Source organism: Amycolatopsis sp. NPDC058278 (genome assembly GCF_042881395.1).
Lineage (GTDB): Bacteria > Actinomycetota > Actinomycetes > Mycobacteriales > Pseudonocardiaceae > Amycolatopsis.
In genome coordinates, this window is the sequence record NZ_JBHVXZ010000013.1 from 1 (window position 1) to 12276 (window position 12276).

Consider the following 12276-nt stretch of genomic DNA (forward strand, 5'->3'; position numbering starts at 1 on the left):
CGGCTTCACCGCGCAGAACGGCGACCACCGCAAAGACCCGGGCGAGGGCCTGAAGGGCGTCAAGATCACCGTGGTCGGTCTGCACGACATCGACCGCCGCGCCACCACCCGCACCGACCGCAACGGTGACTTCCGGTTCACCGGGCTGCCGGTCGGCGAATACGAGCTCCGCGTGACACCGCCGGCCGGCTGGTGGCTGACCTACGGGTCCGACGTCGGACTTGCCGACGTCCGGGCCGACGAGTACGGCGAACTCGTCTTCGACGTCGAGCCCCAGCCCTGAAAAAGCGGTCGTCTCCCTCGGCTCGGAGGAGACGACCCGCTGGTGTTCAGGCTGTGAGCGGCGGGCACCGCGGCCGGCGTTCCAAGAGCTTGGTGGGGCGACGGACGATCCCTGGGCCTCCGCTTGCTGGACCGTCCGGGTCACCAGGGGATGGCGCCGTCGTCGTTGAAGAAGGAGCCGTTCGGTCCGCCGTCAGGCAGTGTGGCGAGACGAATCGCCGTGGCCGCGGCCTCTTGAGGTGGACGTCCTCGGAAGCCGCTGAAATCGGTCGCGACCAGGCCCGGGCAGGCGGCGTTGATGAGGATGTCCGTGCCCGTGAACTGTCGCGCGTAGTGCACGGTGACGGCATTGAGGTACGACTTCGTCGGCGCGTAGGCCGCCATGATCGGGCCGACTTCGATGTCCGGGTCCGCCTGCAAGGTCACCGACCCGACGCTGCTGGAGATGTTGACGATGCGCGGTGACGTCGCGCGCCGCAGGAACGGCAGCATCGCGTTGGTCACCCGGATCACGCCGAAGACGTTGGTCTCCACGATCTTGCGAACGACGTCGAGGTCGAGCGTGGTCGGATCCTGCCTCCATCCCGGTCCCATCTCTCCGGAGATGGCGGCGTTGTTGACCAGAGCGTCGAGGCGTCCGCCTTGACGCTCGATGAGTTCCGCGGCCTCGGTGACGCTGCGGTCACTGGTGACGTCCAGCGGGACCGCGAACGCGTCCACCCCGGCAGTGTGCAGCGTCTTCACAGCCGCCTCGCCCCGGGCTTCGTCGCGGGCACCCACCGCCACGCGGTAGCCCCTTGCACCCAGCCCTGCGGCGATCTCGTATCCGAGTCCTTTGTTCGCGCCGGTCACCAACGCGAGCTGCTTGTCGCTCATGACCTTGATCCTGCCCACCGGCGAGCGCTGTCCCAACACCGATCAGGTGCGCTGTCATACCCGTCCGGTATCACCGCAGTATCGTGGTGCGGTGGACACGCTGGAGACCCGCGAGCTGAGGTACTTCGTCACCGTCGCCGAGGAACTGCACTTCAGCCGGGCAGCCGAGCGCCTCGGCATCGCTCAGCCGCCCTTGTCCCGGGCGATTCAGCAGCTCGAACGGCGTCTCGGTGTCACTCTGCTCGAACGCAACCGCCGCGGCGTCACCCTCACCGATGCAGGCCAGGTGCTCCTCGACGAGGCCCGCGCCATCCTCGAAGCAGCCGCGGCGGCGGCCCGGCGCACCCGCCGCGCCGCGGCCTCCACGAACCGCCTGACACTGGCGACGAAGGCCGGCGCCAATCACGAGCTGTTGCGGAAACTTCTCGATACCCACGCCGCCGAACCCGACGCGGCCGAAATCGACGTGCTGGTGTGCGGAATGGGAGAACAGGCGCGGATGTTGCGAGACGGCCGCGCCGACGTGGCGCTCATGCAGCGCCCCTTCGCCGACCTCGCCGGGTTCGACACCGAAGACCTGCTTACCGAGGAGCAGGTCGCCATCCTGCCCGCGGGGCATCCCCTCGCCACGCGGACGTCGCTGACCATGGCTGAGATCAGCGGTTTGGCGGATCCACCGCTCGCCCGCTGGCCTTGCAACGATGGCGCTTACCCACCCGGCCCGGGCCCCGAGATCCACGACCAGTCGCAGCTGGCGCAGCTGATCGCCCTCGGGCACACCGTCGCCGTCACGAGCGCCTCCGCCCGATCGTGGCTGTGGAGCGCACATGTCGCCGTTCCCCTGACCGGCGCATCTCCCGTCACCACCGTTCTCGCCTGGCCTGCGCACAGCCGCTCCCTGGCCGTCGCCAGGCTCGTCCACACGGCAGCCCACCTGTAACCAAGATCCTTCAAGACTCCTGACGCGCCGAAGCAGAGGCGCCATGCCGGGCTACAGGCGAATCTCCGGGCAGGCACCGGGGTTGTCCCGGATGGCACGAGTTGTCCCATACGACACGCTTTCACCATGAAGCCTCGCAATTCCGCAGGATTACGCCGCGCCATAGGTCTCGCCTGCGGGACCCTCCTGCTCGCCACCACCCTCGCCCCCGCAGCATCAGCCGCTACCTTGCCACCGCTGGACCCCGCTGCGATGCGCACGGCCATAGCCGGGCTGCCCAACGACGAGGCCAGCGGCGCCCTGGTGCAGGTGCGCGGCTCGGCCGGCACGTGGGTGGGCACCTCAGGCGTCGCCGACATCCACTCCGGCCGGCCGGTGCCGGCGGAGGGCCGCTTCCGGATCGGCAGCATGACCAAGACGTTCACCGCGACCGCCGTGCTGCAACTGGCGGCCCGGGGCCGGCTCGACCTGAACCGGACCGTGCAGAGCTACCTGCCCGACCTGCTGCCCGCCGATTACGCGCCGATCACCATCCGCCAGCTGCTCAACTACACCGCCGGAATCCCCGGGATCAGGATCGACCACAAGGACCCGACCTGGTTCCTGGCCCACCGGTTCGACACCTGGACCCCACGTCAGCTGATCGACCTGGCCACCGCCGGCCGGCCGATGACGTTCGCCCCCGGCACCAAGCAGGACTACGACAACATCACCTACCTCGTCCTCGGCATGGTCATCGAGAAGGTGACCGGCCGCCCGTACGGCGCGTCGATCCGCGAGGGGATCATCCAGCCGCTGCACTTGTCCGCCACCTCGGTACCGGGCACCGACATCGAGATCCGTGGCCCGCACGCCCATGGATACGAAGCGGTCACCACCGGCGGGCACACCGACTACGTCGACATCACCCAGGCCAACCCCACCTTCCAGTGGGCCGCCGCGGAAATGATCTCCAATGCCCCGGACCTCGACCGGTTCCTCACCGCACTGGTGTCCGGCCGGCTGCTGCCGCCGGCGCAGACCGCCGAGCTCTTCGCGATCCCGGACGTCCCCGACTACGACGGTGACGACGACCCCGGCAACGACAAACCGGCACACATCGGCGGCGGGCTCGCCCAGATGACCATCGGCCAGGTCGTGTTCTGGGGCAAAACCGGCGACCGGCCCGGGTACGCCAGTGGCATGGGCACCACCTTGGACTTGTCCCGCCGCTTGGTCTACTCGGTGAACACCCTGCACATGGGTGGGGACATCCCGCAGACCGCACAGCGCATCATCATGGCCGCGGCCAACGTGGGCTGAACCACCCCCGCAACGCCGGTGGACATGAACGTCCCGCCGTGAACACCACGGTCCGATGCTCGGTTTCCGCCGTGACCACACCGCAATCACGGCGGAAACCGGCAACGACCGTGATCCAGTTGCCGAACGCCACCGCCGCTTGGATCATCTCCTGGTCGCTGCCGACAGCGATGGCGTACTCGGCTATCTGCTGGGTTGGGCGGCACGGCGGAACTGCGCCCTTTCCGCCCTGGCTCCCCGACGTGCGACGCCGTTCTACCTGGCTTTGGGGGATGAGGAGTCGGCGACCTACCTTCGCAAGGTGCTGCCGACGCGAGAACTGCCCTGACCGTTCGGCTGCGACCAACGGCATCTGGTCGGCTGCCGCGCGTTCGAGCCGGAGCCGACAGCGCGACCAGCGGCAGCGGTTTCAGACTGCCGGGCCGTTGGCGCAGAGGGTTGTCGCCGCCAAACGACATACCCTCGAGATTCCGGTGAAGATCCGGCCCAGCAGCGCGATGCGGCGGGCGTGGGTGCTCGATGGGCCTCGGCCGGGCGGCTGCAAGACTGGGCGTCAAAGTGACGACGCGAAGGAGCTCGCGGTGGCCTCTGATGCCCTTGAAGGACCGGTGCCGGCGTCGAGCGGGCCGCGGCAGCCGGTTCTTGCGCTGTTGGACAAGGCCATCGGCTTGCAGGCGCCGCTGGTGCGCAGGAACATCGCCCGGGCCCGTCAGCGCAATCCGGAGGCGACACCGGTGGAGGTCGTGCGCACCCTGGAGCGGATGTACGTCAGTGCCCTGACGGGCACCGGGGCCGCGGTCGGGGCCACCGCGGCCGCGCCCGCCGTCGGCACCGGGGTCGCACTGGCATTGTCGGCGGGCGAGGCTTTCTCCTCGCTTGAACTGAGTACCCTGTTCGTGCTCTCGGTCGCCGAGGTCCACGGGGTCCGGCTGGACGAGATCGAACGGCGGCGGACGCTGGTCATGGGGATCCTGCTCGGCCAGTCCGGTTCCTCGACCATCGTGGGCAAGGCCGCCGAGCGTACCGGTCAGCACTGGGCCCGCCAGCTCGTCAGCAAGGTGCCCATGACGACGCTGAACCAGATCAACAGCGTCCTGGGCAAAAACTTCGTCACCAAGTACGGCACCAAGCAGGGCATCATCGTGCTCGGCCGGGTGGCGCCGTTCGGCATCGGCGCGGTGATCGGCGGTGGCGCCAACGCCACCGTCGCCGCCCTTGCGGTCCGAGCCGCCCGGCGCGCGTTCGGTCCCGCGCCACAGTCATGGCCCGGCACAGAGCTGCCTCCCGGCTCGGAGCCCTCGGATCGTTGAGTGCGTTCGGGGTGGACGCGATAACCGGTGGACCGGTACGTGCGATCCACCTAACCTTCCGTCGAACCGGATGGCCTTCCGTCCGAAGAGGTGCATTTCATGAATGTCCGGGTAGCCCGGCCGTCCACGGCCGACCCAGCGCTGAGCACCGTGCACTACCCCTTGGACGTAAGGAATTCCCGAAGTGGATCTACCCCGTAGCTTCACCATCCGCGAGAGCAGCCACCGCATCCACAACCCGCTCACCAGCCGGAAACTGGCCGACCTGGGCGAGGCGCTGAACCCACCACCCGGCACTCGGCTGCTCGACCTGGCCTGCGGCTCGGGCGAGCTGCTGTGCACCTGGGCCCGCGATCACCGCATCACCGGAACCGGCGTCGACATCAGCACCGTGTTCCTGGCCAAGGCCCGGGCGCGAGCGATCGAACTGGACGTCGCCGAACAGGTCACCTTCACCCATGGTGACGCGTCGGATCACGTTGCCGACGACCCGGTCGACATCGCGTCGTGCGTCGGTGCGACCTGGATCGGCGGCGGCGTTGCCGGCACCGTGGACCTGCTCCGGCGCAGCCTGCGCCCCGGCGGCATGATGCTGATCGGCGAACCGTTCTGGCGCAGGGAACCCCCGGACCAGGCCACCGTCGAAGGCTGTCACGCCACCAGTGAAGACGACTTCCGTCTCCTGCCGGAGCTGCTGGAACAGTTCGGGGAGCTGGGTTGTGACGTCGTGGAGATGGTCCTGGCCGACCAGGACAGCTGGGACCGCTACGTCGCGGCTCAGTGGCTCAACACCCGCCGCTGGCTGGACGCACATCCCGACGACGAGCTGGCCGAGCAGATGCGCGCGGAACTCACCGCCGCTCCGGTACGCCACGCCCGCTACCAACGCGAATACCTCGGCTGGGGCGTCTTCGCTTTGATGAACCGCTGACACCGGCGGCCGAGTGAGTCCCGATGACCCGGCACCGGGACTCACTCACATCGGCTATTTGAGACTGGGCGGCAGGACCGGGCGTCTCCGGAGCTGCCGGCAGTGCGACGCCTCGTCCCAGTTCCGGCTCAGCCCATCACCGTGCCCGAGTTCGCCGTGTTTCGGTTGCGCTTACGCGAGAACGCACCCAGGTCGATCTCCAAGCCGGTGCGCGGGGCCCGGAACCGGACGGGCGACGCGTCGTGGTCGACGCCGTTCTCCACCTGGGTGATCAGCTCCGTCATCAGCTGCCCCACCACCGGCGCGTTCTTGAACTGGTTGCCGCTCGTTCCGATCGCGACGTAGAAGCCCTCGAGTTCGGTGCGGTCGTAGATCGGGGTCCAATCGTCGGCGACGTCGTACACGCCCACCACGCCGCGCGCCCGGTTGGGCACCGCCAAGTCGGGCAACCGCCGCGCGGCCCGCGTCACCTGAGCCTCGAAGACCGCGGCCGTCGGGTGGATGTCGACGGTGTCCGGGTCGTCGGTCCACTGCAGCGGATCGCACTCCGGTTCCGTTCCGCCGACGAGCAGGTGTCCTCCGACTTCCCCGCGGAAGTACGTGCCCAGATCCATGTCCGCCACCACAGGGCCGCCATAGCCCTGCAGAACCGGCACGTGCGCCACTTCCTGCCGCATCGGGCGCACCCCGACGGTGAAGCCGGAACCCACGCCGGCCAACCGGTTCACCGCGCCCGACCACGGACCGGCCGCGTTGACCACGACGGCGCAGGGAATCCGGGTGCCGTCCGACAGGCGCACCGACGTCACGCGCCCGCCGGTCTTCTCCACCGCTGTCACCGTGCTGCGGAAGCGGAACTCCGCCCCGCACGCCGAGGCCGCGGCGGCGAGGTTCACGGCGGCGAGGCTCGGGTCCGAGACGTAACCGGCATCCGGGGTGTACACGCCACCGAGCGAGTGGTTCGCGTGCTCCCAGAATTCCTCGTCGTCGAGCCGCTTCGGCGGCCAATAGCGGCCGACGTCGATGCCGGGAACGCGCTCGGCGAAGGTCGCGCTGTCCCATTCCTCGTAGGGAACACCGATCTCGTCGAACAACGGGAGCCATGACGTACGCGGAGCCGCCTCGACGTCCAGCACGACCAGCCCGCTCTTGCGGAACACCGCGAGGTCGCCGACGTCGTGCCCGAGGTGGCCGGCCCAGTCGAGCCAGCCGAAGTGCGCCTCCCACGCCGTTGCCACCCCGGCGGTGGTGGAGAAGTTGAACCGGACGATCGCACTCGATGCCGAGGTCGACCCCTGGCCGGCCCCTGGGGCCCGATCGAGCACCACAACGCGGTTCCCCGCCCGCGCCAGCTCGAGGGCGATCGACGAACCGATCACCCCGGCCCCGATCACGACCGCATCGGCACTCGGGCGCTCACCGGGCACGGCAGGTCCTGAGGTAGCTGAGGAACGAGGCCTGCAGGCCGGTCACGTGCGTTTCGCGCAGGACCGCGCTGGTGACGGCACCGCCGCGGGCGGTCAGGCGGTGCAGCACGGTGGCGGCGTTCTTCGTGAGGTTCTGGTAGACGGCCAGATCTCCGAGAAGCTCTCGGTCGTTGAGGGTCACGTGAAGCTTGGCGGCCGGCAGGCTGTCACCCATTTCTTCGAGCATCGCGAAGATCTGACTGTCTTCACCGACGACACCGGGGCTGCCCGCGCCGATGCTCTCGAAGAGCGTGCTGCCGGTGAGCCAGGTGTAGAGGCTGAAGAGCCCCCCGTAGGAGTAGCCGAAGAGGCCGTGACCGCCGGCGGCGGTGCCGTAGTCGCGTTCGATCCGCGGGTGCAGGTCCGCGGTGAGGAAGCGCAGGAACGCGTCGGCCTGGGTGTCGCGCAGTTCGGCGAGGTAGGCGTCGGCTTCCTCGCGGGTCATCGCGCCCCTTCGGATCCCCGTCTCCACGGCGTCGATGAACTCCTGGGCGATGGGCTCTCCGGGTGGCACGAGGTCCCTGTTGCGCAGCCGTGCCCAGTGCTGGGCGTCCTCGCCCGCGTAGCCGACGCTGACCTGGATGTAGGGCTGGATCTGCTGCATGGGGTCGTTTTGGGTGACGATCAGCGGAGCCGTCATGCCCACGGCCCAGTTGCCGTCGAGCACGTACACGGCAGGCGCTTGCGTCGTGGCGGGGTCGTAACCCGGTGGTGTGGTGACCCAGACGCCGTAGTCGTGCCCGCCGCCGGAACGCAGCTCGAAGTAGTCGGTGTCGGCGAGGCAGCCCTGCCACATGGTGCTCATCGGAGGTCCTTCACAACTCGGCCGGCCTGGAGGACGAGGACGGCATTGGCGGGATCAGCGAACAGCTCCGGGTCTTCGACCGGGTTGCCGTTCCACAACACGAGGTCCGCCTGCGCGCCGGGAGCGATGACACCGGCTCGACCGGACAGGCCGAGGATCTCGGCGTTGGTCTTGGTGGCCGCCACGAGAGCGTCCATCGGTGTTTCGAGCTTCGCGCGCAGCCTGAGCTCTTCGCCTCGGCGCTCCTGCGCCGGGCCGATGAGATCGGAACCCAGCCCGATCCGTACCCCGGCCTCCTTGGCGACGGCGAGCGCCTCGGTCATCCGCTCACGAACACCCAGCACCCGATCGCGGGTGGATTCGTCGAGGCCGGCCCCGGCGGTGTCGTGCAGCAGCTGCTCGACGACGGCGAACGTGGGCACGAGGGCGACCCCGCGAGCAGCCATCAGGGTGGCGGTGGGTTCATCGAGGTCGGTGCCGTGCTCGACACAACGCACCCCGGCCTCGACCGCGTTCCGGATGCCGTCGTTGTTGTGGGCGTGGACCGTCACGTAGGTGCCCCGCGCCGCGGCCTCCTGGACCGCGACGGCGATTTCCTCGACGGTGAACTGGGTGTCGGTCAGCCGGTCGTGCGCGCCGACCACTCCGCCGGTCACGCAGAGCTTCAGGAAGGAGGCTCCGCGACGGAAGGCCTCGCGCACGTTGCGCCGCAGCTCGTCCGCGTTGCCGGACATCGCGGACAGGGCGCACAGGCCGGGCAGGTGGTGGCTGCTCCACAGCTCGGTGGGTTCCCAGTCGGCTCCGTAGTAGCCGTGGCCGCCGATCTGGCACTGAACCGGTCCGCACGACAGCACGCGCGGGCCCCGGACCTTGCCCTTCGCGATCGTGGTGACGAGGCCGCCGTCGACCCCGCCGGTGTCCCGGACGGTGGTGAAGCCGGCGTCGAGCGTCGCGCCGGCCGCGGCGAAGATGTCCGCCGCGAGCTCGGCGGCGCTGATCCGGAACGAGAACTGCGGCTGGATCGGGCTCGACAAGCCCAGGTGGACGTGCGCGTCGATCAGGCCGGGCGTCATCGTCAGCCCCTCGGCATCAAGGCGCTCGCCGCGTGCGCCGGTGGCACCGACCTGAGTGATGTGCCCGTCTTCGATGCTGACGTCGACGTCGGCCGGGTCGCGACCCGATCCGTCGACGACCGTCGCGCCGACCACTTGAGACAGTCCCACGTGTCGTTCCCTCCCTCGGTGCCGACTGCGACCATGGGGGAGCAACACGGCGTAGCCAGTTTCTTTTCCAATGGATAAACTGTGGGAGTGGTCCTGTCAAGCACGGAACGCAACGGCGACGCCCGCGAGCGTCTCCTGGCCCGGCTTCTCGACGCCTTCGAGGAGGGCCTTCCCTCGCCGGAGGTGTCGCTCCGCGAGATCGCCGCCAGGGCCGAGACCAGCCACGCCCTCTTGCGGTACCACTTCGGGTCACTCCCGGGCGTCTTGGCGGCCATGCTCGAGGCGCAGCGATCGCGTGACAACGAGGCGCTGCTCGAGACCGCCCGGCAAGGCACCTTCGACGACCTCGTCGTGGCGATCTGGCGGGCCTACACGCGCCCGGAGCAGCTGTCGCGGGTCCGCGGCTTCTTCCACGTCGTAGGGCTCGCCGCGTACAACCCCGAGGACTTTCGCGAGTTCATCGACTCACTCGACGACCTGGCCAAGATGCTGGCCTCGCTCGCGGAACGCGAAGGGCTCGGCACCGGGGAAGCGTCGACTTTGGCCACCGTCACCATCGCCGCGATGCGTGGCCTGCTCCTGCAGGAGGTGCTGACTCCGGCAGCCCACTCGGAGGACGCGGTCGCGTTGATCCTGCGCATGAGCAAGGGCCGGTCCGTTCCACGGGCACGCGGGGGGCCTTGAGCGGGTAGCCGCGTTTCGGCACCGCGAGATCGGCGTCAGCCCGCCGCAGTGCCGGAGTCGGGCCGCAGCCGTGTGAGCGCCTCGCCGGTCGCGCTGTCGAACGGCACCGAACTGTGTTCGTGGACGATCTTCCAGCCGTGGTCGTCGCGGCGGAGCCCGGCGGTCGAGCGTACCCACATCGCCACGTCGGTTCCGTCCACCATGGTCCCGCGGACGTGGAACAGGTAGGACGCGAACGCGACGTCGCCGTCGGCGACCACGTCCAGGTCGCGGATCTCCAGCTCGATCGCGGACCGGTAGGCGCCGAACCACTCCCGCAGCCGGGCCCGTTCCGCGTCCCGGCCGGTGTCGCGGAGGGGACCGACCGCGTCGAACAGCGTGACGTCCTCGGCGTAGCAGGCCAGGAGGGCGTCCAGGTCCTTCGCCGCCACCGCCGCGACGCGGGCCTCGATCACCGCCCGCGGGCCGGCGGTCACTTCAGCTCCTTGCCGAGCTTGTCCAGCCGGGCGCTGGTGCCTTGCTCGGTGAGGACCAGCCGGGTGCTTTCGCGGCGGGGTCCGCCCAGGCGCCGAACATCCGCGCGGCGGTCGCGTTGTAGGAGCGTTGCGGCTCAGCATGGTTAAGCATGTACTTAAGTTATCTCCGACAGGCTCATTGGTCAAGTAACTACTTAACTGTTTGAGGTCGGCCCGCCTAGCGGAGTGTTCGCACGGGAGCACCGACGTTGCCCGTGTGAGGCGCCTGGCCGCTGGTCGTTTGCCCGAGTAGCGCGAGAGCCTCCTCGGAGGGGGAGCCGGTGGGGGGCGTGCACACGATCAGCGACTGTTCCGGTGAGCGGGCGATCGACAGTGTCTGCTGGGTGACGGTCACCGTGCCGACGACGGGATGGTGCAGTTCGTAGGACGCGGCGTCGCAGGGTGCCACGCGGTGGTCGCCCCAGAGTGCGACGAATTCCGGGCTCTTCATCGTCAGTTCGCCGACCAGCTCGGCGAGCAGGGGGTCCTGCGGGTGTTTGCCGACGGTGCTCCGCAGGTTGCCGACCACCGCGCGGGCCTTGCGCTTCCAGTCCGTGTACAGCTCCCGGCAGTGTGGGTCCAGGAACAGCATCCGGCTCATGTTCGGCCGCCCCGCCGGGTTGTCCGGGCTGTGGAAGTCCAGGTGGCCGGCCAGCAGGGCGTGCCCGAGGGTGTTCCACGCCAGCACGTCCGTGCGCCGGCCGAGCACCAGCGCCGGGACGCCGTCCACGGCGCGCAGGAGGTCGCGCGTCTCGTCGGCGAGCTTCTCGGGCCGGGGGCGGCGCGCGGGGAGTGTGGCTGGCGGCGCCGGCGAGCCGGTTGAGGTGCTCGCGCTCGTGGTCGTCGAGCAGCAGGGCGCGGGCGATCGCCTCGAGCACCTCGGCCGAGGCGCCGCGGGACAGCCCCTGCTCCAACCTCGTGTAGTACGAGACGCTGACGCCGGCCAGCTGGGCCAGTTCCTCGCGCCGGAGCCCGGCCACCCGCCTGCGGGGCCCGAAATCACGCAGACCGACGTCTTCCGGTCGCAGCAGCGCCCGTCTGGCCTGCAGGAAATCGCCGAGTGGGCCAGGTCCGTCCATGCTCCCAGTATCCGGGCAGAGGGCCTGTTCCGGCGGGCGATCATCCAGAGCGGCAGCGGCACCGGCGCCTTCACCCCGGAACAGGCGCACCGGGTCACCGCCGCGGCGGCCGCCACGCTGGGCGTCGAACCGACCGCCGAAGCCTTCGCCGCGATCCCGGACGAGCGGTTCCTGGAGATCCTGCCCGCGCTGGCCGGACTCGACCTGCGCACCGGCACCGCCACGGACCCGCTGGCCGGCCTCAGCCCGTTCAGCCTCGTCCTCGCGGTCCAGCCCGCCGAGAGCCTCGCGGACGGCCCCGCCCGCGACGTCGACCTGCTGATCGGCACCAACACCGAAGAGGGACACCTTTACCTGGTACCGCAAGGCCATCTGGAGTCCTCCACGACGGCAGACGTGCTCGCCCTCGCCGCCAGGGTGGGTGCGGAGCCGGAGACCGAGGTCGCCGCGCACCGCGCGGCACTGCCGAACGCGACACCGGGCGAGCTGCGCTCCGCGGTGCTGGGGGAGGCCCTGTTCGGAGCCGGCACCGCCCGCATGGCACAAGCTCACGCACGGATCTCGGGCAGCCGCACCCACGTCTACTCGTTCGGGTACCGCTCGACGGCCCTGAACGGACGACTCGGCGCCACCCACACCGTCGAGCTGCCCTTCGTCTTCGACATCGCCGACAAGCCTTGGCTGCACGGTGACACCACCCTGCTCGGCCCCGGCCCCGCCCCGGACGGCCTCGCGGCCCGGGTGCACGCCGCCTGGGTCGGGTTCGCCGGCACCGGGAAGCCGGGCTGGGCCGCATACCACCCGCGACAACCCGTGGCGGAGATCCTCGGAAGCTGACGGAGGCCGCTCCGGATGGGCCTCGC

General features: G+C 69.7%; 12 protein-coding genes and 2 pseudogenes. 8 read left to right on the forward strand and 6 right to left on the reverse strand.

Annotated elements, in window-relative coordinates; genetic code table 11:
- Positions 1-283, forward strand: a 283-nt coding sequence (locus ACFVYA_RS08890; protein ID WP_387043855.1) for a carboxypeptidase-like regulatory domain-containing protein, incomplete at its 5' end; no start/stop codon positions are given.
- A gap of 140 nt (positions 284-423) precedes the next feature.
- On the opposite strand, the gene ACFVYA_RS08895 is transcribed toward ACFVYA_RS08890, so the two are convergent.
- Positions 424-1158, reverse strand: coding sequence for an SDR family oxidoreductase (locus ACFVYA_RS08895; protein WP_387043857.1), 735 nt, complete (start codon positions 1156-1158; stop codon positions 424-426).
- 91 nt (positions 1159-1249) lie between these two features.
- On the opposite strand from ACFVYA_RS08895, the gene ACFVYA_RS08900 reads away from it, so the two are divergent.
- The 5 genes from ACFVYA_RS08900 (at position 1250) to ACFVYA_RS08920 (ending at position 5641) form a co-directional block, all read left to right on the forward strand.
- Positions 1250-2098 (forward strand): LysR family transcriptional regulator, encoded by an 849-nt coding sequence (locus ACFVYA_RS08900; protein WP_387044058.1) that lies wholly within the window; start codon positions 1250-1252, stop codon positions 2096-2098.
- A gap of 252 nt (positions 2099-2350) precedes the next feature.
- Positions 2351-3400: a serine hydrolase domain-containing protein gene (locus ACFVYA_RS08905; RefSeq protein ID WP_387043859.1), complete on the forward strand. Its 1050-nt coding sequence runs from the start codon at positions 2351-2353 to the stop codon at positions 3398-3400.
- Positions 3401-3455: 55 nt separating this feature from the next.
- The gene (locus ACFVYA_RS08910; RefSeq protein WP_387043861.1) at positions 3456-3728 is read left to right on the forward strand and encodes a hypothetical protein; all 273 of its coding nucleotides are present in this window, start codon (positions 3456-3458) and stop codon (positions 3726-3728) included.
- Between the two features lie 145 nt (positions 3729-3873).
- The gene (locus ACFVYA_RS08915) at positions 3874-4710 is read left to right on the forward strand and encodes a hypothetical protein (protein WP_387043863.1); all 837 of its coding nucleotides are present in this window, start codon (positions 3874-3876) and stop codon (positions 4708-4710) included.
- A 184-nt stretch (positions 4711-4894) separates the two neighbouring features.
- Positions 4895-5641, forward strand: coding sequence for an SAM-dependent methyltransferase (locus ACFVYA_RS08920; protein ID WP_387043865.1), 747 nt, complete (start codon positions 4895-4897; stop codon positions 5639-5641).
- 128 nt (positions 5642-5769) lie between these two features.
- Here the strand turns inward: ACFVYA_RS08920 and ACFVYA_RS08925 are convergent, their stop codons facing one another.
- From ACFVYA_RS08925 to ACFVYA_RS08935, 3 genes are read right to left on the reverse strand one after another with little or no spacing between them, the layout of a single operon-like run.
- Positions 5770-7068 carry an NAD(P)/FAD-dependent oxidoreductase gene (locus ACFVYA_RS08925; RefSeq protein ID WP_387043867.1) on the reverse strand — a complete coding sequence of 433 codons (1299 nt, stop codon included), beginning with the start codon at positions 7066-7068 and terminating at the stop codon, positions 5770-5772.
- The gene (locus tag ACFVYA_RS08930; RefSeq protein WP_387043869.1) at positions 7058-7912 is read right to left on the reverse strand and encodes an alpha/beta hydrolase; all 855 of its coding nucleotides are present in this window, start codon (positions 7910-7912) and stop codon (positions 7058-7060) included. The genes ACFVYA_RS08925 and ACFVYA_RS08930 overlap by 11 nt, the downstream gene beginning before the upstream one ends.
- Entirely contained in the window at positions 7909-9135 is a 1227-nt protein-coding gene (locus tag ACFVYA_RS08935; protein WP_387043871.1) for an amidohydrolase family protein, read from the reverse strand. Before ACFVYA_RS08935 ends, ACFVYA_RS08930 begins: the two co-directional genes overlap by 4 nt.
- A gap of 87 nt (positions 9136-9222) precedes the next feature.
- Here ACFVYA_RS08935 and ACFVYA_RS08940 point away from each other — a divergent pair, with 87 nt between their 5' ends.
- Positions 9223-9819 carry a TetR/AcrR family transcriptional regulator gene (locus ACFVYA_RS08940; protein WP_387043873.1) on the forward strand — a complete coding sequence of 199 codons (597 nt, stop codon included), beginning with the start codon at positions 9223-9225 and terminating at the stop codon, positions 9817-9819.
- 35 nt (positions 9820-9854) lie between these two features.
- Here ACFVYA_RS08940 and ACFVYA_RS08945 read toward each other — a convergent pair whose 3' ends face one another.
- Both ACFVYA_RS08945 and ACFVYA_RS08950 read right to left on the reverse strand, forming a co-directional pair.
- A complete protein-coding gene (locus ACFVYA_RS08945) occupies positions 9855-10295 on the reverse strand; it encodes a YybH family protein (RefSeq protein ID WP_387043875.1) in 441 nt (146 codons plus the stop codon).
- 217 nt (positions 10296-10512) lie between these two features.
- Positions 10513-11413: pseudogene (locus ACFVYA_RS08950) on the reverse strand (helix-turn-helix transcriptional regulator).
- A gap of 15 nt (positions 11414-11428) precedes the next feature.
- Between ACFVYA_RS08950 and ACFVYA_RS08955 the strand changes: the two are divergent.
- A pseudogene (locus tag ACFVYA_RS08955) lies at positions 11429-12250 on the forward strand (carboxylesterase family protein); the annotation flags it as partial.
- Positions 12251-12276: the final 26 nt, after the last annotated feature.